The sequence below is a fragment of the Curtobacterium sp. MCPF17_003 genome (genome assembly GCF_003224385.1).
GTDB lineage: Bacteria > Actinomycetota > Actinomycetes > Actinomycetales > Microbacteriaceae > Curtobacterium > Curtobacterium flaccumfaciens.
The window spans coordinates 100682-122624 of sequence record NZ_QKLC01000002.1; the positions used below are offsets into that span (position 1 = coordinate 100682).

The window sequence follows — 21943 nt, forward strand, 5'->3', positions numbered from 1 at the left end:
AGAGGCTTCCCGGCTTCTCAGATGCGGGGGGCCGGGTTCCCAGGGTCCGCGGAGTCGTCGAGGCCGTCTCCTGGCAGCCGGACGCCGATCGGGATGCGGGCCTTCGCGACGGCGACGACGTCGATCACCAGGGAGCCGACGACCCCCGCGATGATCACGATCGCCAGCACCGGGAAGTCGACCCAGTCGCGGTCCTTGAGCAGGACCAGCAGCACGATGAAGACGATGAACTTGAGCAGCCAGGTCCCCATCACGATGCCGAAGAAGGCACCGGAGATCATCTGGCCCTTCGAGACGCGCAGCGCGACGAGGACACTGACCGCGGTGAGCCCGAGGAACACGACGCTCAGCACCGCGCCGAGCAGTCCCCCGACCAGTCCGGGGCCGTCCGCGACGAGGAACCCGATGAGCCCGCCGACCACCGCGAGGGCGACGGCGAGGACCGCTCCCCAGGTGATGATGCGGCGGAACACCGGCCGGACGTGGTCGAGCGCGTTCGGTGCGGTCACGTGATGTCTCCAGGGATCGTGCGGTCGTTGGCGGCCCGGTCGAGCGGGTCGAGGCTGGCGTCCACCACGGCGGCGGAACGGTTGGCGGTCTGGGCGGCGATCTCGGTGCGTTTCCGGCCGAGCGGCGCGAACGTCGCGACGGCGCAGACGGTGAAGCCGACGGACACGAAGACGACGACCCAGTACCAGTCCACGAAGAGGAACAGCAGGCACCCGAAGGCGACGGTCGCGGTCCACGCGTAGAAGATCAGCACCGCGTGGAAGTGCGAGTGCCCCATGTCGAGCAGGCGGTGGTGCAGGTGCTTCCGGTCGGCCGAGAACGGCGACTTGCCCGCGCTGAGCCGTCGGGTGACCGCGAGACCGAAGTCCAGGATCGGCACGATCAGGATCGCGAACGGCAGCAGGATCGGGATGAACGCCGGCAGCAGCGCCTGGCGTGTCTGCACCGCCGCCGGGTCGATGTTGCCCGTGACCGACACCGCGCTCGTGGCCATCAGGAACCCGACGAGCAGCGCGCCGGCGTCACCCATGAAGAGCTTGGCGGGGTGCCAGTTCAGGATGAGGAAGCCGAAGCAGGCCCCGACGAGCACCGCGGTGAGCAGCGACGGCAGGTTGAAGAAGAACTCGGTCTGCACGACCACGCGGTTGATGAAGAACGTGTAGAGGAAGAAGACCCCGCCGGCGATGATCGCGACGCCGGCCACCAGGCCGTCGAGCCCGTCGATGAAGTTCACCGCGTTCATCACGAGCACCACCGCCAGCACGGTGAAGATCAGGCTCATGTACGACGAGCCGACGCCCAGCGTGTTGCCGATGGGCAGCGAGACGATCGCGACGCCCTGCCAGGCGAGGATGCCCGCCGCGATGATCTGCCCGGCGAGCTTCGTCATCCAGTCGAGGTCCCAGATGTCGTCCGCGACGCCGAGGACCACGATGATGGTCGCTCCCCCGAGCACCGCGAGCACGCGGCCGGGTTCGGAGAACACGAGCCGGAAGTAGTCGGTCCCCGCTATCGACGGGAACAGGAACCAGGCCGCGAGCAGCGAGACGATGACGCCGATGTACATCGCGATGCCGCCGAGCCGCGGCGTCGGGGTGCGGTGCACGTCCCGCTCGCGGACCTGCGGGTACCACTTGTACTTCAGCCCGAGCTTCCAGACGATCAGGCTCATCACGAAGCTCACGACCGCGGCGATGGCCCCGGCGAGCAGGTAGTACTTCATGTGACGAGGTCGGCTCCGACGACCCGGATGATCTCCTCGTCGGGGATCACCCCGTGCCGGACGATGCGGAGCTTGCCGCCGTCCGACAGCCCGGTGGCGTCGACGATGGTCGACCCGGTGCTGGCCTCGAAGCCGTCGTGCACCTCGACGGGTCCGCCGTCCAGGTAGATCGCGACGCTGTCACCGAGCATGCGCTCGGCGTCGTCGACGTCCATCGCGGCCGGGTCGCCCGTGGAGTTCGCGGACGAGACCGCAAGGGGCCCGACCTCCTGCAACAGCTCGAGGGCGATCCGCGAGTCCGGCATCCGCAGCGCGACCGTGCCACGCGTCTCGCCGAGGTCCCAGTCGAGCGACGGCTGTGCGTGCAGGATGACGGTCAGCCCGCCCGGCCAGAACTCGGCCACCAGGTCGCGCACCGGCTGCGGGACCTCGCTGGCGAGGGCGTCGAGCGTGGGCGGACCGGGGATGAGCACGGGCGGCGGCGACTGCCGCGTGCGGCCCTTCGCGTCGAGCAGCCGCTGCACGGCCGTCGCGCTGAAGGCGTCCGCGGCGAGGCCGTAGACGGTGTCGGTGGGGACCACGACGAGCTCTCCGCGTCCGAGGGCGGCACGTGCGAGCCGCATCCCGGTCAGGAGCCCGTCGGAGTCGGTGCAGTCGTATCGGGATGCCATGACTCGACGATGATAGTGCGACAGAATGGTGGACATCGTGAACGAGACGCCCGCACCCCCGCTCCTGTTCCTCTTCGACATGGACGACGTCCTGGTCCGGTACGACTGGCAGGTGCGCATGGCCGCACTCTCCGAGTTCACCGGACACGAGTTCCAGGAGCTCCGTCGCCGCTGGTGGGACTGCGGCCACGAGATGCGTGCCGAGGCCGGTGGGTTCGCCGACGGCGACGAGTACCTGGCCGCGTTCGAGCGTGCGATGGAGTGCGACGTCCCCGAGGCCGAATGGGCCCGGATCCGCGGCGCGGCCATGACCGAGCTGCCGGAACGCATCGAGGCGGTCCGGATCGCGAGCGAGCACGGGCGTGTCGGGCTGCTCACGAACAACGGTCCGCTCGCCGGCCGCTGGATCCACGAGTGGGCACCGTCCCTGCCCGAGGTCTTCGGCGAGCACCTGGACACGTCGAGCAACTTCGGTGCCCGGAAGCCCGAGCCCGAGGTCTTCCAGCGTGCGGTCGCGCACCACGGGGTCCCCGCGGAGCGCACGTTCTTCGCCGACGACATGCCCGAGAACGTCGCGGGTGCCCGGAGCGTCGGCATCCACGCGGTCCTGGTCGAGCACGACACCGACCTGCGCGAGCACGTCCGCGCCTTCGTCGCGGCACAGCAGCGCGAGGCCTCCCCCGTCGCGTAGCCCGCCACGCCCGTTCCTTCCCATCGCGGTCGCGCTGGAAAGCAAGAACGGGCACACCTGGTCATCCCGTACGACCCGGTACGCCCGATCCCACCAGGTACGCCCGGATCCACCCGGCACATGCACGCGCGGGCGAGCGACGGGAGGCCCGCCCCGCGCCCGCCACGCCCGTTCCTTCCCAGCGCGGTCGCGCTGGAAAGCAAGAACGGGCACACCTGGTCATTCCGAACAGCCCGGTACGCCCGGATCCCCCCGGCACACGCACGCACGGCCGAGCGACGGGAGGCCCGTCGCGTAGCCCGCCACGCCCGCTCCTTCCCATCGCGGTCGCGCTGGAAAGCAAGAACGGGCACACCTGGTCATCCCGAACAGCCCGGTACGCCCGATCCCGCCCGGTACGCCCGGATCCACCCGGCACACGCACGCGCGGCCGAGCGACGGGAGGCCCGCCCCACGCCCGCCAGGCCCGCTCCTTCCCATCGCGGTCGCCCTGGAAAGCAAGAACGGGCATACCTGGTCATCCCGAACAGCCCGGTACGCCCGATCCCACCAGGTACGCCCGGATCCACCCGGTACGCCCGATCCCACCAGGTACGCGCGGATCCACCCGGCACACGCACGCGCAGGCGAGCGACGGGAGGCCCGCCCCCACGCTCAGCGCGTCGCGGTGGTCGTGCGGTCGCGCCCCGTCAGGTCGACGTGCGTCTCCGGGCTGCGGAACCCCCGGCGCGCCAGGACCTGCCGGACGCCGGTGCCCTGCGGCTCGGCGTGCTCGACGACCAGGACTCCCCCGGGCACCAGCAACCGCCAGGCGGTCTCGGCGAGTGCCCGGACGGCGTCGAGGCCGTCCGGCCCGCCGTAGAGCGCCATCGCCGGGTCGTGGTCGCGGACCTCGGGGTCGATCGGGATCGCGTCGTCCGGCACGTACGGCGGGTTCGACACGACGACGGACACCGTGCCGTCGAGTTCCGGCAGTGCGTCGGCGAGGTCGCCCTCGACGAGTCGGACCGTCCCGCCATGGGCGTCGACGTTGCGCCGGGTCCAGGGCAGGGCCTCTGCTGACCGCTCGACGGCGTAGACCACGGCGTTCGGCACCTCGGTGTCCATCGCGATCGCGATCGCACCGCTGCCGGAGCCCAGGTCCACGGCGATCGGCTCGGGGAACGCGGTCGCCCGCAGCGCGTCGATGCCGAACTGCACGACGCCCTCGGTCTCCGGACGGGGTACGAACACGCCCGGTCCGACGGCCAGGGTGAGCGCGCGGAAGTACGCATGCCCGGTGATGTGCTGGAGCGGCTCACGGGTGGCCCGGCGGGCGACGGCGTGCCGGAAGCGCTCGACGTGCTCCGGCGCGATGCCGCCACCGATGAGCGCACGGGCCTGGACGGCACCGCGCGAGGTGTCGGTCGCCCACGCGAGCAGCAGCTCGGCGTCGACCCGGGGCGTGGGGACGCCGACGGCGACGAGCGCCGCGGTCGCCTGCTCGAGCAGGCGATCCGCGGCGTACGTGAGGGGCGTGTCGGCGGTGATCCGGGCCTCCAGGCTGGGTGTGCGGTTACGCGTCCTGGTCGCCGATGGCGGCCAGACGTGCCTCTTCGTCCGCCTGGATGGCGGACTGGATGACGGGCTCGAGGGCACCGTTCATCACACGGTCGAGGTCGTACGCCTTGTAGCCGGTGCGGTGGTCCGCGATCCGGTTCTCCGGGAAGTTGTACGTGCGGATGCGCTCCGAACGGTCCATCCCGCGGATCTGCGACTTTCGCGCGTCCGAAGCGATCGCGTCGAGCTCCTCCTGCTGGCGCGCGAGGATGCGTGCGCGGAGCACCCGCATGCCGGCCTCGCGGTTCTGCAGCTGCGACTTCTCGTTCTGCATCGCCACCGTGATGCCCGTGGGCAGGTGGGTGATGCGGACCGCGGAGTCCGTCGTGTTGACGGACTGTCCGCCCGGGCCGGAGGACCGGTAAACGTCGATCTTGAGGTCGTTCTGGTTGATCTGGACCTCTTCGGGCTCGTCCACCTCGGGGAACACCAGCACGCCGGTGGTCGAGGTGTGGATGCGCCCCTGCGACTCGGTCTGCGGCACACGCTGGACGCGGTGCACACCGCCCTCGTACTTCAGGTGGGCCCAGACGCCCTGGGACGGATCGGTCGTGTTCGACTTGATCGCGACCTGGACGTCCTTGTAGCCACCCAGGTCGGACTCGGTGCGCTCGAGGAGCTCGACCTTCCAGCCCTTGGTCTCGGCGTAGTGCGAGTACATGCGCAGCAGATCGGCCGCGAACAGCGCCGATTCCTCGCCGCCTTCCCCGCCCTTGATCTCCATGATCACGTCACGGCCGTCGTCGGGGTCACGCGGGATCAGCAGCCGGCGGAGACGCTCCTGGCGTTCCGACAGCTGCTCCTCGAGCCCGGGGACCTCGTCCGCGAACGCCGAGTCCTCGCGCGCGAGTTCCTGGGCGGCGGCGAGGTCGTCCCCCGCCGCCTGCCAGGCCTCGTACGCGGACTTGATCTGGTTGAGCTCGGCGTACCGCCGGTTCACCTTCTTCGCCCGGGCCGCATCGGCGTGGAGCGCGGGGTCCGACAGCTGCTGCGTCAGGTCCTCGTGTTCCGCCAGCAGCCCTGCCACCGACTCGAACACGCGTTACTCCTGGTGACCGTTGTGGTGGGCGCCGGTCGTGGGGACCGACTTCTGCACCTGCACCAGGAACTCGACGTTCGACTGCGTCTCCTTGAGGTTCCGCAGCACGATCTCGAGGGCCTGCTGCGGGTCGAGCCCGGCGAGGGCCCGGCGCAGACGCCAGGTGATCTTGACCTCGTCGGCGGAGAGCAGCTGCTCCTCGCGACGGGTGCCCGAGGCGTTTACGTCGACGGCGGGGAAGATCCGCTTGTCGGCGAGGTGACGGTTCAGGCGGAGCTCCATGTTGCCGGTGCCCTTGAACTCCTCGAAGATGACCTCGTCCATCTTGGAGCCGGTCTCGACGAGCGCGGTCGCGAGGATGGTCAGCGAGCCGCCGTCCTCGATGTTGCGCGCGGCACCGAAGAAGCGCTTCGGCGGGTACAGCGCCGCCGAGTCGACGCCACCGGAGAGCACGCGGCCCGACGGCGGGGTCGACAGGTTGTACGCACGGCCCAGGCGGGTGATCGAGTCGAGCAGCAGCACGACGTCGTGGCCCAGCTCCACCAGGCGCTTCGCACGCTCGATGGCGAGCTCGGCGACGGTGGTGTGGTCCTCGGCGGGACGGTCGAAGGTCGAGGCGATGACCTCGCCCTTCACCGTGCGCTGCATGTCGGTGACCTCTTCGGGCCGCTCGTCGACGAGGACGACCATCAGGTGCGCCTCGGGGTTGTTCTTGGCGACGGCGTTCGCGATGGCCTGCAGCACGACGGTCTTGCCGGCCTTCGGCGGGGACACGATGAGACCGCGCTGGCCCTTGCCGATCGGCGACACGAGGTCGATGATGCGGGTCGACAGCTTGCCCGGCTCCGTCTCGAGGCGCAGGCGCTCGTTCGGGTACAGCGGGGTGAGGTCGTTGAAGTCGACGCGGGCCGCGGCCTCGTCGGCGGACTGGCCGTTGATCGACTCGACGGCGACGAGCGCGTTGTACTTCTGGCGGCTCTGCTGCTCGCCATCACGCGGCTGCTTGATCGAACCGACGACGGCGTCGCCCTTGCGCAGGTGGTACTTCTTCACCTGGCCGAGGGAGACGTAGACGTCGCTCGGGCCCGGCAGGTAACCGGTGGTGCGGACGAACGCGTAGTTGTCGAGGACGTCGAGGATGCCCGCGATCGGGATCAGGACGTCGTCCTCGGTGACCTCGGGCTCGAAGTCGTCGTTCTGGCCGCCACGGCCGCGCTTGCGGTCGCGCTGGCGACGGCTGCGGCCGCTCTCGGCCTCGTCGGCGTGCTGTTGCTGCTGCTGCTTCTGCTGACCGCTGGTCTGCTGCTTCTGCTGACCGGCGTTCTGCTGCTGCTTCTGGTCGGCCTTGTCGTCCTGCTTGGCCTCGGCCTGCTTCGGCTGGTCGTTCTGCTTCTGGCCGCCGTTCTGCTGGCCGTTCTGCTGGCCGTTCTGCTGCTCGCCGCCGTTCTGCTTCGGCTGGTCGGCGCCGTTCTGCTTCTGCTGGCCGGCGTTCTGGCCGCCGTTCTGGCCGCCGTTCTGCTGGTCGGCGCCGTTCTGCTGCTCGCCGTTCTCGGCGTTCTGCCCACGGCCACGACCGCGACCACGGCTGCGACGACCGCGACGCGAGCCGCCCTCGCCCTGCTCGGAGTTCTGGTCGCCCTGGTCGTTCTGGTCGCCGGACTCGTTCTGGTCCTGGTCGGCCTGCACCGCGGACGTCGGGGCCTGCTGGCCCGCCTGGCTCGGCTGCTCGGCCTCGGCCGATGCCTGCTGGCCCTGGTCGGTGCCGCGCTGCTCGGTGCCGCGCTGCTCGGTGCCACGCTGCTCGGCGTTCCGCTGGCCACGGCCACGGCGCTGGGAGCCGGACTGCGCGGCCTCCTGGGCGTCCTTCTCGGCGCGGACCTGGTCGAGCCCGGCGAGGAGGTCCTCGGTGCCGGTCTGGCCGTGGTTGGTGTGCTCGGCGGCCGAGGTCGGCGCGGCGTTCACGGTGCCACCGGACGACGCGCGGCGCGAACGACGGGCACGGATCGGGGCTGCCGACTCGGCGGGTGCCTCGGGGTCGGCGACGGGTGCCTCGGCAGCGGGCTGCGCGGGGGTCTCGGCGGGCTCCGGCGGGGTCGGCTGCTCGGTGGCGGCCGGCTCGGCGGGGGTCTCGGCGACGGCGGCGGCCGGGGCGGCGGGCGTCTCGTCGACGGGACGCTTGTCCTCGATGGAGGCGATCAGGTCGCCCTTGCGGAGCTTGGAGAGCCCGGTGATGCCGAGCGAGGAGGCGATGCGCTGGAGCTCCGGGAGACGGAGGGCACGCAGGTCGCTGGGGATCTCCACCTGGGCGGAGTTGTTGTCGGTCAAGGTCGGTGTTTCCTTTCGAACCGCAGAACGCGGAGAGTTTCCACCGTCCCGGATGCAGGTGAGCATCGACCGCCGTTCAGACGACGGATCGGGATTCGGTGATCAGAAAGAGATGCACACTCGCGCACCGGACCCTGCGACGTCGCAGGAGCTGTCCTGAGGACGAGCGATCCGTGCGGTTACGCGGGTTCGGCTTCGAGCGCCGAGTGCGCTGCCACTGTAGCACCACCGAGATCGACGGCCAGCATGAGCGGCCGCCAGTCGGATTCGGCGTGTCGCTGCACCAGTTCGGCGGCGGTCAGGCGCTGTGCCGGGTCGCTGCCGAGGACGAGCAGGCTCGGCCCGGCGCCGGAGACCACCGCGGCGAGGCCGTGCTGCCGGAGCAACCGGATCAGGGCGTCGGTCTCGGGCATGGCGCTGGCGCGGTACGCCTGGTGCAGACGGTCCTCGGTCGCGGCGAGCAGCAGCTCGGGGCTCTGGATGAGCGCCGCGACGAGCAGCGCCGAGCGGGAGACGTTGAACGCGGCGTCGGCGTGCGGGACCTGCTCGGGCTGCAGGGAGCGCGCGAGCTTGGTCGAGAGCGTCGAGGTCGGCACGAACACCACCGGGGCGACACCGCGGTGCACCAGGAGCCGCTTGTAGGCCGGACCCTCGGCGGTCATCCACGCGATCGTCAGGCCGCCGAAGAGCGCCGGCGCGACGTTGTCCGGGTGGCCTTCCATCTCGGTGGCCAGGGTCAGGAGCGTCGAGGCGTCGAGGTCGACGATGCCCTCGAGCAGTCCGCGGGCAGCCATGAGCCCGGCGACGATCGCCGCGGCGGACGAACCGAGGCCGCGGCCGTGCGGGATCGCGTTCGTGGCGTGCAGCTCGAGACCGGGCTGGTCGACACCGGCGTGCTCCAGGCCACGACGGACCGCACGGACGACGAGGTTCGTGTCGTCCGTGGCGACCTCACCGGCACCGACGCCCTCGACCGTGACGGTCGCGCCGGGCTCGGGACGCACGCGCACGACGACCTCGTCGTAGAGCGAGAGCGCGAGGCCGAGCGAGTCGAAGCCGGGGCCGAGGTTCGCCGACGTGGCCGGCACCCGGACGCGGACCGCCGATCCGGTCGGCAGCGCACGGACCGCCCGTCCGGCCGGTACAGCGCTGCGGGCGGTGACGCCCTCCCCCGGTCCGGACGAGCGGTCGGAGATCACTGCTCGCTGACCAGACCGAGCACGTCGGCGATCGACTTCGTGTCGACCGGCACGCTCGTCGGGGTGACCTCGCCGCCGTCCGGCGTGCGGAGGGCCCACTGCGGGTCCTTCAGGCCGTGGCCCGTGACCGTGATGACGACCTTCGCGCCCTTCGGCACGACGCCGGCGTCGGCACGCTCGAGCAGCCCGGCGACACCGATGGCCGACGCGGGCTCGACGAAGACGCCGACCTCGGCCGACAGGATGCGGTGTGCCGCGAGGATGGCCTCGTCGGTGATGGCACCGAAGTAGCCGTCGGTCTCCTGCTGCGCCTCGAGCGCGAACTGCCACGAGGCCGGGTTGCCGATGCGGATCGCCGACGCGATGGTGTCGGGGTGCCGGACGACCTCGCCGTGCACGATCGGGGCGGAACCGGCGGCCTGGAACCCGAACATGCGGGGCAGCTTGGTGCTGCGGCCGGCGGCGACGTCCTCGCGGTAGCCGCGCGAGTACGCGGTGTAGTTGCCCGCGTTGCCGACGGGCAGGAAGTGGAAGTCCGGTGCGTCACCGAGGACGTCGACGACCTCGAACGCGGCGGTCTTCTGCCCCTCGATGCGGTCGTTGTTGACGGAGTTCACGAGGTGCACCGGGTAGTTCGCCGCCAGGTCGCGGGCGATGTCGAGGCAGTCGTCGAAGTTGCCCTGCACCTGCAGCAGCTGGGCGTCGTGGGCGACGGCCTGGCTGAGCTTGCCCATGGCGATCTTGCCCTCGGGCACGAGCACCGCAGCGGTGATGCCGGCGTGCGTGGCGTACGCGGCGGCCGAGGCGCTGGTGTTGCCGGTCGACGCGCAGATGACGGCCTTCGCGCCGTGCTCGACGGCCTTCGAGATCGCCATCGTCATGCCGCGGTCCTTGAACGAACCCGTCGGGTTCATGCCCTCGAACTTCACGTAGACCTCGGCGCCGGTGCGCTCGGAGAGCCGACGAGCCGGGATGAGCGGCGTGCCGCCCTCTCCGAGCGTGACGATGGGCGTCGCCTCGGTCACGTCGAGTCGGTCGGCGTACTCGCGCAGGACTCCCTGCCACTGGTGGGCCATCAGGCTTCTCTCTCTGTCCGGTGGGGTGGATCTGGTGGTGGTTCGGCTCGGTGAGCCTGCTGGTCGGTCTGGAGGCCCGTGGTCGCGTCAGCGACCGACGACGCGCAGGACGCTGGTGACGTCCAGGACGACGTCCTCGCCGCGGAGGGCGACGACGGTGTCCGCCAGGTCGGCCTCACGCGCCAGGTGGGTGCCGATGACGAGCGTCGCGGTCCCCTCGGCTGCGCCGGTGGTGGTCTGCTCGACCGTCTCGACGCTGACGCCGTGCTTCGCGAGCACGCCGGCGACCGTCGACAGCACGCCGGGGGCGTCCGTGACGTGCAGGGTGATCTGGTAGCTCGTGCGGACGGTGCCGATCGGGAACACCGGCAGCTCGGACTGCGTCGACTCGGCGACCCCCGGACCGCCGATGACGTGCCGACGGGCCGCGGAGACCAGGTCGCCGAGGACCGCCGAGGCCGTCTCGACGCCACCGGCACCCGCGCCGTAGAACATCAGGTCGCCGGCGGCCTCGGCCTCGACGAACACGGCGTTCTTCGCACCGTGCACGCTCGCGAGCGGGTGCGACTCGGGCACGAGGGCCGGGTAGACGCGGGCGCTGACGCCCTCGCGGCCGTCCTCGTCGGTCAGACGCTCGGCGGTCGCCAGGATCTTCACGACGTAGCCGGCCTTGCGGGCGGCGCGGACCTGGTCGATCGTGACGTGGGTGATGCCCTCGCGGTGCACGGCGGCGAGCGGCACCGAGGTGTGGAACGCCAGCGAGGCCAGGATCGCGGCCTTCTGCGCGGCGTCGTAGCCCTCGACGTCTGCGGTCGGGTCGGCCTCGGCGTACCCGAGCTCCGTCGCGGTGGCCAGGGCGTCCTCGAACGTGGATCCCTTGCGGTCCATCAGGTCGAGGATGAAGTTCGTGGTGCCGTTGACGATGCCCATGATCCGGACGATGCGGTCACCGGCGAGCGAGTCGTGCAGCGGACGGATGATCGGGATCGCCCCGGCCACGGCGGCCTCGTAGTAGAGCTGCGCGCCGACCTGCTCGGCCGCGGCGAAGAGCTCCGGGCCGTGGGTCGCGAGCAGCGCCTTGTTGCCGGTGACGACGTCCGCGCCCGACTGCAGGGCCTGGAGCACGAGGGTGCGCGCCGGCTCGATGCCGCCGATGAGCTCGACGACGATGTCCGCGCCGAGGATGAGCGATGCAGCGTCCGTGGTGAAGAGCTCCGCCGGCAGGTCGACGTCGCGCTGGGCGTCCACGTCGCGCACGGCGATCCCGACGAGCTCCAGCCCGGCACCGGCGCGCGAGGCCAGCTCGTCGCCGTGCTCGAGGAGCAGTCGCGCGACCTGGGAACCGACCGAGCCGGCCCCGAGCAGCGCGACACGGACGTTGCGGTATTCGATCATCTGGTAGCGGTTCCTGTCGGTGGGGGCGCGCCCTGCGGGGTGGGCGGACCCGGTCGGGTCGGAGGTCAGCGGCCGGTGCCGTCGGCGGGCACGGCGGTGACCCCGGTGTCACGGGCGAGGAGGTCGTCGATCGTCTCGCCCCGCACGAGGATACGGGCTGCACCGTCCGCGACGGCGACGACCGGCGGGCGGCCCACGTGGTTGTAGTTGCTCGACAGCGCCCAGCAGTAGGCACCCGTGGCCGCGACGGCCAGCAGGTCGCCGCGCTGCACGTCGCCGGGCAGGTACTCGTCGTTCACCACGACGTCGCCGCTCTCGCAGTGCTTGCCGACGACGCGGCTCAGCACCGCGGGGGCGTCGGAGGTGCGGGCGAGCCGGGCCGTGTAGTCGGCGCCGTACAGGGCGGGACGGATGTTGTCGCTCATCCCGCCGTCGACCGAGACGTACGTGCGGGTCGCGCTGCCGCCGTCGTCGGTCTCGAGCGTGACGGGCTTGATCGTGCCGACGCGGTAGAGCGTCACCCCGGGCGGGCCGATGATGTAGCGGCCCGGCTCGACGGCGATGTCCGGCACCGGGATGCCGCGCTCGGTGCAGGCCTCGCCGATGATCGTGGCCAGTGCGTCGGCGACGTCCTCGGGGGCGAAGGCCGAGTCGGCCTCGGTGTAGTCGATGCCCCAGCCGCCGCCGAGGTTCAGCTCGGGCACCGGACCGGAGGCCACGAGCGTCGCGTGCACGTCCATGAGCCGGCGTGCGGCCTCGCGGAAGCCGGCGTCGTCGAAGATCTGCGAACCGATGTGCGAGTGCAGCCCGACGAAGGCGAGCGAGGGCTCGGCGCGGACGGCTGCCGCGGCCTCGACGGCCTCGGACAGCGGGATGCCGAACTTCTGGTCCTCACGAGCGGTCGCCAGGTACTCGTGGGTGGACGCGTGCACGCCGGTGTTGATCCGGATGCGGACACGCTGCACGACCCCGGCGTCGGCAGCGGCACGGGCGACGCGCTGCACCTCTTCGTGGCTGTCGAGCACGATCGTGCCGATGCCGACCTCGACCGCGCGAGCGATCTCGGCGTCGGACTTGTCGTTGCCGTGGAAGCCGAGCCGGCCGGGGTCGATGCCGCCGGCCAGGGCGACCGCGAGCTCGCCGGCGGTGCAGACGTCGACGCGCAGGTCGGCCTCGGCCATCCACGCGACGACCTGCGTCGTCAGGAAGGCCTTGCCGGCGTAGTAGACGTGCGCGTGGCTGCCGATGCGCTCGAACGCCTCGGCGAACGCGTTCCGCACGCGGACGGCGCGCGACTGGACGTCACGCTCATCGACGACGTACAGGGGCGTGCCGAACTGCGCGACCAGGTCGGTCGCGCTGATGCCGCCGATCGCCAGGGTGCCGTCGTCGGTCCGCGTCGCGGACGCGGGCCAGATGCGGTCCACCAGTTCGGAGGCGTCCGTCGGGAACCGCAGCCGCGGCGGTGCAAGGGGGTTCTCGCTCACGGGACCCGATCCTACCGACGCGAGCCGATCCTCCAGGCCGCGTTACGCACCCGTCCGCTCAGCCGCAGCTGCCGACGGTCCGCAGGCCGTCCTCGTTGAGCGGCAGCGCATCCGCGGTGATCCGGACCGTGGCGTCCGACCTCGACACGTCGAGTGAGCGCACCCGCAGCGCCTCGGGCAGGAACTGCGCGGTGCAGACCTGTACCGGGACGCCGGTGACGCCCGGGATCGAGTCGACCTTGAGGCCGAGGTCGGAGTTCGTGATCCGGACGCTCTCCGGGGTGATGGTGATGCCGCGGCCGTCGTCCTGCGCGACGACGGCGCCCTTCGCCGCGTAGGTGATGTCGTAGCCGAGCACCGACGACGACCCCGTCAGTTCGACGCCGCCGTCGACCAGGTTCAGTCGGTCGAACAGCGGGCTGTACTTCGCCAGGTCCTTGACGCTCGACGACGCCAGGGTGACCGTGCCGTCCACGTCGCGGACGTCGCCCTCGCCGTCCACGGGGACGTCCTGCGCGGTGACGTCGGCGGCGAGCGGGATGCCGTCGACCGTGAGCTTCGCCGAGGAGATCTCGACGCGGTCGAGCGTGCCGTTGATGAGCTGCGGGATGACGATGCCCTCGGCGTGGGCGTCGACCTCGCCGGTCGTGCCGTCCGGCAGCGACTGCTCGACCTGCTGGGCGATGATCCGGTCGACGACGCCGCGCAGCACGAACTCGGCGATCACGACGAGGGCGGCGAGCACGACGACGACCACGAGCAGGACGACGGGCCAGCGGCGGCGCGTGGTGGGACGTTCGGTGGCTGCGGGCATGCGTCCCACCCTGCCAGTCCGGTCTGCGGCGCAGCTGCGGCCCGGCTGCGGGCCGGACGCAAAACACCGGTGTTCGCGCTCGACACCGCGGAATGCGGGTGTCCGGTGCGCGAACACCGGTGTCTTGCGGACGGGGCGACCGCTACATGCGGGACGGAGCCGACACGCCGAGCAGGCCGAGACCGTTGCGGACGACCTGCCCGGTGGCGTCGTTCAACCACAGGCGCGTGCGGTGCAGGTCGGTCACGGGCTCGTCGCCGAGGGGCGTGACACGGCAGGAGTCGTACCAGCGGTGGTACAGGCCGGCGAGCTGCTCGATGTACCGGGCGATGCGGTGCGGCTCGCGCAGCTCGGCGGCGTGCCGGACGACCCGCGGGTACTCGGCGAGGGCTCCGAGGAGGGCGCTCTCGGACTCGTGGGTCAGCAGCGAGGCGTCGAACACCGACCGGTCGACCCCGGCCGCCGCGGCGTTCCGGGCCACCGACTGCGTGCGGGCGTGGGCGTACTGCACGTAGAAGACGGGGTTGTCGTTCGTGCGCTTCGTGAGCAGGTCGAGGTCGATGTCGATCGCGGTGTCGCTGGCGAACCGGACCAGGGCGTACCGGCCGGCGTCGACACCGACAGCGTCGACGAGGTCCTCCATCGTGACGATGGTGCCGTTGCGCTTCGACATGCGCATCGGCTCGCCGTCCTTGAGCAGGTTGACCATCTGCCCGATCAGGATCTCGAGGTTCTTGCCCGGCTCGTCCCCGAACGCGGCGCACATCGCCATCATCCGGCCGACGTAGCCGTGGTGGTCGGCGCCGAGCATGATCAGGTTCCGCTCGAACCCGCGCTCGCGCTTGTCGAGGTAGTACGCCAGGTCGCCGGCGATGTACGCGGGCTCGCCGTCCGACTTGATGACGACGCGGTCGCGGTCGTCGCCGAAGTCGGTCGTGCGGAGCCACTCGGCACCCTCGGCCTCGTACATCACGCCGGCCGACCGCAGGCGGGCGATGGCACGCTCGACGGCCTTCGACTCGTGCAGGGCGTTCTCGTGGAAGTAGACGTCGAAGTCGACGCCGAAGTCGTGCAGCGACGACTTGATGTCGGCGAACATGAAGTCGACGCCCTCGCGACGGAAGAGCTCCTGCGCCTCGTCGCGCGGCAGGTCGCGGACGTCGACGCCCGGCTCGAGGGTCGCGATGACCCGTGCCGCGATCTCGGCGATGTAGGCGCCGCCGTAGCCGTCCTCGGGCGTGGGCTCACCGAGTGCGCTGGCCACGAGGGAGCGGGCGAACCGGTCGATCTGCGCGCCGTGGTCGTTGAAGTAGTACTCGCGGGTGACGAGTCCGCCCTGCGCCTGGAACACGCGTGCCAGGCTGTCGCCGACCGCGGCCCAGCGGACGCCGCCCATGTGGATCGGGCCGGTGGGGTTGGCGGAGACGAACTCCAGGTTGATCCGGACGCCGTCGTACAGGTCGCCGGTGCCGAAGGACTCGCCGCCGTCCACGATGGTGCGGGCGATCTCACCCGCGGCAGCCGCCTCGAGCGTGATGTTGATGAAGCCGGGGCCGGCGACGTCGACCGAGTCCACGCCGTCGAGCTCGGTCAGCTCGCCGGCGATCTCGGTCGCGAGCTCGCGCGGGTTCGTGCCGAGCCGCTTCGCGAGCTGCATGGCGGCGTTCGAGGCCCAGTCGCCGTGGGCGCGGTTCTTCGGACGCTCGAGCACCACGTGGGACTCCTCGATCGTCACGGTCTCGGACGCACCTCGGCGCTCGACGATCCCGGTCAGGATCGACAGGTACGCGGCGGAGAGTTCGGCAGGAGTCACGAGGATCGATCCTACCGGGACGCCCAGGTCCGCACCGGTCGATGCAGCATCATGTCGGGATGACCCCCCGCAGCCGTGCCCGGGCGCTCACCGTCGCCACCCTCACCACCGCAGCAGCCCTCGTGCTCGCCGGGTGCTCGGGCGGCGGGGACAGCACCCCGTCGGCCACTGCGACCCCGGCGGGCAAGCCGGTGTCGCAGACCTGCGCGGAGCTCCTGCCCGCGAGCGCACTGTCGGTGTACGGGCAGACCTTCGAGCTCGACGACTCCTTCACCCCGGCGAAGGGTTCCCCCGCCGCGACCATCGCGAAGCAGCAGGGTCGCGTGTGCCGGTTCGTCAGCACCGACGCGGACGCCACGGCGATCACGCTCGCGGTCGCCGACCTGCCTGAGAAGTCGCTCACCAACCTGAAGGACGCCCTGTACGAGCGGGGCGGGTCCGTCCCCACCTACCGGGTGGAGGGGTACTTCGCCCTGAGCGGCGACGTCGGCCGCGCGGACGCCTTCGCCGACCCGTACTGGATCACCGCGCAGTCGACCTTGTTCACCGAGCCGGGTGGGGCGCAGCCCGTCGTCGACGCGGTGCGGGCCGCGCTGCAGCCGTCCGCGTCGGCGACGGCCACGCCCGCGGGCTGACGCGGCACTGCGGCCGCGCACCGTGCGGCCTGGAGGCCCGGGGCGGCCCGCACCGCGCCTCCCGGGCGCCCGACGTGACGTCCACGGCGCGACACGCGCTGTCCAGGACCACCCGCCGGACCTGCTACGGTTGTTGACACCCCTTGGCCCCCATAGCTCAGGGGATAGAGCACTGCCCTCCGGAGGCAGGGGCGGAGGTTCGAATCCTCCTGGGGGCACTGGAAATCGCCGGCCAAGGTGACGTCTCCGCTCCGCGGAGTCGGCACCGGCCGATGTCGCCTGCGGCGGCCTTCCCCCGTTGAGACTCCTCCGGGTGCGTCGCCGGCCTCGTGGCTGGGTGCTCCTCGACGGTGAGCAGCAGGACGAACCCCGTGCTCCTCGACCGTGAGCAGCAGGACGAACTGCGCGGCGCGCAGCGGGTCCGCCCGGTAGCGTTCGGGCATGACGATGACGTTCCCGGAGCCCGGAGTCCACGCACTGCGGGGCGGACCCGTGCTCCGGTGGGGTGTGATCGGCCCCGGGGAGATCGCGAACGACTTCACGACGACGCTGCACGCGAACTCCGACCAGCGCGTCGTCGCCGTGGGCTCCCGCTCCCCCGAGCGTGCTGCGGCCTTCGCCGCCCGCCACGGCGTGCCCGGCGTGCACGGGTCGTACGAGGCCCTCGTGGCGGACCCCGCCGTCGACGTGGTCTACGTCGCCTCGCCGCACCCGCAGCACCTCGGGCACGCACTGCTCGCGATCGCCGCCGGCAAGCACGTGCTCGTCGAGAAGCCGATGACGACCTCGGCGGCGGACACCCGCACCCTCGCCGACGCCGCACGGGCCGCGGGCGTCCTCGCGATGGAGGCGATGTGGACCCGGTACCTGCCGGGCACCGCCGTCGTCGCCCGTCTGCTCGCGGACGGGGTCCTGGGCGACGTCCGGCTCGCCACGGTCGACGTCGGGTGGCCGCACGACCCGGACCCGGCGGACCGGATGTTCGACCCCGCCGCCGGTGGGGGTGCCCTCCTCGACGCCGGTGTGTACGGGCACTGGTTCGCACGGTTCGCCACCGGCGCCCCGGTGACCAGCAGCACGACGGGGGCGGTCTCGGATCGCGGGGTGGACCTCCAGTCCGTCACGGTGTCGACGGCGGAGGGTGGCGCGCAGGCGGTGGTGGCCACGTCGATGACGGCGTGGACGCCGGGGCTGGCGGTGATCGCCGGGAGCCGGGCCACGGTCCGGTACACCGACCACTTCGTGTTCCCGGCGTCGTTCGCGGTGCACCACCGGGGTGGGGAGGACCACTGGGAGGAGCCGACGGGGCTGCGGGGTCGTCAGGGACTCGTGTGGCAGGCGGCGGCGCTCGCGCAGTACGTGGCGGACGGCCGCACGGAGTCCCCGGTGCACACGCTGGACGACTCCGTCGGGATCGCGGCGGCGCTCGACGCGGCACGTGCGGCACTCGACCCGACCGGTGCGGCACCGTCCGTTGCGGCACCGTCCGTTCCCGAGCAGGACACCTCGACCCTCTAGGATCACGGGCCGGTCGTCCCGCACGCGACCGGGAAGAGGCCTCGATGACCACCGGCACCGGGAACGCGCAGCTCGAACTCGCCCGCGGCGGCGACGCACCCGCCCCACGGACCCTGTTCGACGTCCTGGCGGCGACCGCGGCGACCCACCCGGATGCGACCGCCCTCGAGGACCCCGCCGGCAGCGTCGACTACGCCGCCCTGCTCGACCTCGTGTGCGCGCAGGCCGACGACCTGGCCCGCCGCGGTGTCCGCCGGGGCGACCGGGTCGGGGTGCGGATCCCCTCCGGTGGGCGTGACCTGTACCTGTCGATCCTCGCCGTGCTCGCCGCCGGAGCCGCGTACGTGCCGGTCGACGCCGACGACCCCGAGGAGCGCGCCACCCTGGTGTTCGGCGAGGCCGGTGTCGTCGGGGTGATCGGCGCGGGCGGTGTCCTGCGCGACCGCGACGGCACAGAGCTGCCGGTGACGGACCCTGCGGCGAGCGCCGAGCTCCCGCGCGAGACCGACGACGCGTGGATCATCTTCACGTCCGGGTCGACCGGGGTGCCGAAGGGTGTGGCGGTCACTCACCGCAGTGCTGCGGCGTTCGTGGACGCCGAGGCTCGGATGTTCCTGCAGGCGGCGCCGATCGGTCCGGGTGACCGGGTGCTGGCTGGTCTGAGCGTGGCGTTCGACGCGTCGTGCGAGGAGATGTGGTTGGCGTGGGGGCACGGTGCCGCGTTGGTGCCGGCGCCCCGGTCGTTGGTGCGGACGGGGGTGGACCTGGGGCCGTGGCTCATCGCGCACACGATCACGGTGGTGTCGACGGTGCCGACGTTGGCGGCGTTGTGGCCGGACGATGCGCTCGAGCAGGTGCGGCTGGTGATCTTCGGTGGTGAGGCGTGCCCCCCGGAGCTGGCGGCGCGCATCGCGAGTCGTGACCGTGAGGTGTGGAACACGTACGGGCCGACCGAGGCGACGGTGGTGGCGTGCGGGTCCCTGCTCGACGGGAGCCAGCCGATCCGGATCGGGTTGCCGCTGGACGGGTGGGACCTGGCGGTCGTCGACGCGTCGGGGTCCCGTGTGGCGCCCGGAGGTGTCGGGGAGCTGGTGATCGGCGGGGTCGGGCTGGGGCGGTACCTCGACCCGGCGAAGGACGCGGAGAAGTACGCGCCGTTCCCGGAGCTCGGGTGGGAGCGGGCGTACCGGAGCGGGGACCTGGTGCGGTACGAGCCCGAGGGGCTGGTGTTCCAGGGGCGTGCGGACGACCAGGTGAAGCTCGGTGGCCGGCGGATCGAGCTCGGGGAGATCGATGCGGCGCTGCAGGCCCTGGACGACGTGGCGGGTGGTGCTGCGGTGGTGCAGCGGACCCCGGCGGGCAACCAGGTGCTGGTCGGGTACGTGGCCCCGGTGGCCGGGGCGACGGTGGACGTGGCTGCGGCGAACGCCCGGTTGCGGCAGGAGCTGCCGGCGGCGCTGGTGCCGTTGGTGGCCGTGGTGGGGTCGCTGCCGACGCGGACGTCGGGCAAGGTCGACCGTGCGGCGCTGCCGTGGCCGTTGCCGGGTGCCTCGGACGCGACGATGCTGCCGGACACGGTGGCGTGGATCGCCGAGCGGTGGTCGGCGATCCTCGGGGTGCCGGTGGCGAGCGTCGACGACGACTTCTTCGCGCACGGCGGTGGGTCGTTGACGGCGGCGCAGCTGGTGTCGGCCATCCGCGAGCGGTTCCCGACGACGACGGTGGCGGACGTGTACGACCACCCGCGGATCGGGGCGTTGGCGGCGGCGTTGGACGAGTCCGGCCCGGTCGAGGCGTCGTCGCGTGACGTCACGCCGGTGCCTCCGGCGACCGGGTTGCTGATGACGCTGCTCGGGCTGCCGGTGCAGGTGCTCCGGGGGTTGCGGGTGCTGACGTGGACGGCCCTGGTGGCTGCGGTGCTGCACGCGACGACGCTGCCGTTCCTGCCGGTGCTGCCCTGGCCGGTGCTGGTGCTGGTGCTCCTGGTGTTCGTGACGCCGATCGGCAAGATGGCGCTGACGGTGGTGCTGGCGCGGCTGCTGCTCGCCGGGGTCCGGCCGGGGTCGTACCCCCGTGGTGGTTCGGTGCACCTGCGGGTGTGGCTGGCCGAGCGCATCGCCGAGGCGGTCGACGGCCCGTCGACGGCGGGTGCCCCGTGGATCAGCTACTACGCCCGGGCGCTCGGTGCGCGGATCGGCAGGGACGTCGACCTGCACACGCTGCCGCCGGTGACGGGGATGCTCACGATCGGCAAGCGTGCGTCGATCGAGCCCGAGGTCGACCTGGCCGGGCACTGGCTGGACGGCGACGTGTTCCACCTGGGGCACGTCCGTGTCGACGAGGACGCCGTGGTGCGCAGCCGGACGACGCTGCTGCCGGGGGCGCACGTCGGCGCGGGTGCCGAGATCACGGCGGGTTCCGCCGTCGGCGGCCCGGTGCCCGCGGGCGAACGCTGGGCGGGGGCGCCGGCGGAGCGCACCGGGTCGGCTCGTGACGACCGGGAGGCCCGTCCCGCGACCCGCCGACGCTGGCTGCTCGCGTACGGGGCCGGGTCCCTGGCCGTTGCAGGGTTGCCGGTCGTCGGTGTCGCGGTCGGACTGCTGGTCGCCCTCGCCCTGGTCGGGCGGGCGTCGACCCTGGGCGACGCGGTGCTCCGTGCGCTGGTGACGGTCCCCCTGGTGACGGTCGTCGCCGGTGCGGTGTACGCGCTGCTCGTGGTGGTCGCGGTGCGGCTGCTCGGCATCGGCCTGCACGAGGGGCGGCACCCGGTGCGCTCCCGGATCGGCTGGCAGGTGTGGTCGACCGAGCGGGTGCTCGACGCGGCGCGCACCCTGTTGTTCCCGCTGTACGCCTCGCTCGTGACGCCGGTGTGGCTGCGGCTGCTCGGTGCCCGGGTCGGTCGGGACACCGAGATCTCGACGGTGCTGCTCATCCCGGCGTTGACGCAGATCGCGTCGGGGGCGTTCCTGGCCGACGACACGATGGTGGCCACGTACGAGCTCGGCGGCGGTCGGGTGCGGATCGGTCGCTCGAAGGTCGGCCGGCGGGCGTTCCTCGGCAACAGCGGGATGACGGGTGCCGGACGCTCGGTGCCGCGCGAGGCACTGGTGGCGGTGCTGTCCGCGGTGCCGAAGAAGGCCAAGCGCGGGTCGTCGTGGCTCGGGTCGCCCCCGGTGCGGCTGCGGCGTGCGGCGACGGAGTTCGACGAGGCGCGCACGTTCCGTCCGTCCGGGAGGCTCAAGGTCGCCCGCGGCTGCTGGGAGCTGCTGCGCCTGGTCGCCCCGATGGTCTCCGCCGCCATCGCGCTCGGCGTGGCCGGAGCACTGCTGGCGCTGTGGTCGGCCGTCGGGATCGGGTGGACGGTGCTGCTCGCCGGGCCGGTGCTCATCGCCGCCGGTGCCGTCGCCGCCGTGGTGTCGACGATCGCGAAGTGGGCGTTCGTCGGCCAGATCACCGCTCGGGAGCACCCGCTGTGGTCGTCGTTCGTGTGGCGCAACGAGGTGCAGGACACCTTCGTCGAGACCGTCGCGCGCCCCTGGTTCGCCGAGCAGGCCACCGGGACCCCCGCGCTGGCCGTCTGGCTGCGGAGCCTCGGTGCGACGATCGGCCGCGGCACCTGGCTCGAGACCTACTGGCTGCCCGAGGCCGACCTGGTCACCATCGGCTCCGGGGCATCGGTGGCGCGGGGGACGGTCGTGCAGACGCACCTGTTCCACGACCGCGTGATGCAGCTCGACACCGTCCGACTCGACGCGGGTGCCACGCTCGGGCCGCACAGCGTGGTCCTCCCAGCGGCCGGCATCGGTGCCGGGGCGACGGTCGGGCCGTCCTCGCTCGTCATGCGCGGTGAGCAGGTACCGACGGGCTCCCGCTGGTCCGGCAACCCGATCGCTCCGTGGACATCGGCCGCACTGTCGGTGACAGCCCCACCGACGGCATGAGGTTGACT

Annotated in this window: 16 protein-coding genes and 1 tRNA gene; 5 read left to right on the top strand and 12 right to left on the bottom strand. The window is 72.1% G+C overall.

Features of this window, described 5'->3' with window-relative positions:
* Nucleotides 1-17 precede the first annotated feature (17 nt).
* The 3 genes from DEJ30_RS03120 to DEJ30_RS03130 are packed head-to-tail and all read right to left on the bottom strand — an operon-like array spanning nt 18 to nt 2403.
* The gene (locus tag DEJ30_RS03120; protein ID WP_258369795.1) at nt 18-509 is read right to left on the bottom strand and encodes a hypothetical protein; all 492 of its coding nucleotides are present in this window, start codon (nt 507-509) and stop codon (nt 18-20) included.
* Nucleotides 506-1732: an MraY family glycosyltransferase gene (locus DEJ30_RS03125; protein WP_027465783.1), complete on the bottom strand. Its 1227-nt coding sequence runs from the start codon at nt 1730-1732 to the stop codon at nt 506-508. The genes DEJ30_RS03120 and DEJ30_RS03125 overlap by 4 nt, the downstream gene beginning before the upstream one ends.
* A complete protein-coding gene (locus DEJ30_RS03130) occupies nt 1729-2403 on the bottom strand; it encodes an L-threonylcarbamoyladenylate synthase (protein ID WP_110859013.1) in 675 nt (224 codons plus the stop codon). Before DEJ30_RS03130 ends, DEJ30_RS03125 begins: the two co-directional genes overlap by 4 nt.
* A 37-nt stretch (nt 2404-2440) precedes the next feature.
* Here DEJ30_RS03130 and DEJ30_RS03135 point away from each other — a divergent pair, with 37 nt between their 5' ends.
* Complete coding sequence (locus DEJ30_RS03135; protein WP_181419980.1) at nt 2441-3094, top strand: HAD family phosphatase; 654 nt, start codon at nt 2441-2443, stop codon at nt 3092-3094.
* A 654-nt stretch (nt 3095-3748) separates the two neighbouring features.
* Here the strand turns inward: DEJ30_RS03135 and prmC are convergent.
* The 9 genes from prmC to argS form a co-directional block, all read right to left on the bottom strand.
* On the bottom strand, nt 3749-4624 hold the full coding sequence (gene prmC, locus DEJ30_RS03140) for a peptide chain release factor N(5)-glutamine methyltransferase (protein WP_110859146.1): 876 nt from the start codon (nt 4622-4624) through the stop codon (nt 3749-3751).
* Nucleotides 4625-4649: 25 nt separating this feature from the next.
* Complete coding sequence (gene prfA / locus DEJ30_RS03145) at nt 4650-5732, bottom strand: peptide chain release factor 1 (RefSeq protein WP_110859015.1); 1083 nt, start codon at nt 5730-5732, stop codon at nt 4650-4652.
* A 3-nt stretch (nt 5733-5735) separates the two neighbouring features.
* A complete protein-coding gene (gene rho / locus DEJ30_RS03150) occupies nt 5736-8057 on the bottom strand; it encodes a transcription termination factor Rho (protein ID WP_110859016.1) in 2322 nt (773 codons plus the stop codon).
* Between the two features lie 179 nt (nt 8058-8236).
* Nucleotides 8237-9175, bottom strand: coding sequence for a homoserine kinase (gene thrB, locus DEJ30_RS03155; protein WP_110859147.1), 939 nt, complete (start codon nt 9173-9175; stop codon nt 8237-8239).
* A gap of 77 nt (nt 9176-9252) precedes the next feature.
* Complete coding sequence (thrC, locus tag DEJ30_RS03160) at nt 9253-10332, bottom strand: threonine synthase (protein ID WP_027465789.1); 1080 nt, start codon at nt 10330-10332, stop codon at nt 9253-9255.
* 87 nt (nt 10333-10419) lie between these two features.
* Entirely contained in the window at nt 10420-11727 is a 1308-nt protein-coding gene (locus tag DEJ30_RS03165; RefSeq protein ID WP_027465790.1) for a homoserine dehydrogenase, read from the bottom strand.
* Nucleotides 11728-11792: 65 nt separating this feature from the next.
* Nucleotides 11793-13214 (bottom strand): diaminopimelate decarboxylase, encoded by a 1422-nt coding sequence (gene lysA / locus DEJ30_RS03170; protein WP_110859017.1) that lies wholly within the window; start codon nt 13212-13214, stop codon nt 11793-11795.
* A 58-nt stretch (nt 13215-13272) separates the two neighbouring features.
* Nucleotides 13273-14028 carry an LmeA family phospholipid-binding protein gene (locus DEJ30_RS03175; protein WP_110859018.1) on the bottom strand — a complete coding sequence of 252 codons (756 nt, stop codon included), beginning with the start codon at nt 14026-14028 and terminating at the stop codon, nt 13273-13275.
* 142 nt (nt 14029-14170) lie between these two features.
* On the bottom strand, nt 14171-15841 hold the full coding sequence (gene argS, locus DEJ30_RS03180) for an arginine--tRNA ligase (RefSeq protein WP_110859019.1): 1671 nt from the start codon (nt 15839-15841) through the stop codon (nt 14171-14173).
* 59 nt (nt 15842-15900) lie between these two features.
* Here argS and DEJ30_RS03185 point away from each other — a divergent pair, with 59 nt between their 5' ends.
* From DEJ30_RS03185 to DEJ30_RS03200, 4 genes are all read left to right on the top strand, one after another.
* Nucleotides 15901-16476, top strand: coding sequence for a hypothetical protein (locus DEJ30_RS03185; RefSeq protein WP_110859020.1), 576 nt, complete (start codon nt 15901-15903; stop codon nt 16474-16476).
* A gap of 146 nt (nt 16477-16622) precedes the next feature.
* A tRNA-Arg gene (locus DEJ30_RS03190) sits at nt 16623-16694 on the top strand.
* Between the two features lie 223 nt (nt 16695-16917).
* Complete coding sequence (locus tag DEJ30_RS03195; protein WP_258369796.1) at nt 16918-17994, top strand: Gfo/Idh/MocA family protein; 1077 nt, start codon at nt 16918-16920, stop codon at nt 17992-17994.
* A gap of 44 nt (nt 17995-18038) precedes the next feature.
* A complete protein-coding gene (locus tag DEJ30_RS03200; RefSeq protein ID WP_110859021.1) occupies nt 18039-21935 on the top strand; it encodes a Pls/PosA family non-ribosomal peptide synthetase in 3897 nt (1298 codons plus the stop codon).
* Nucleotides 21936-21943 lie beyond the last annotated feature (8 nt).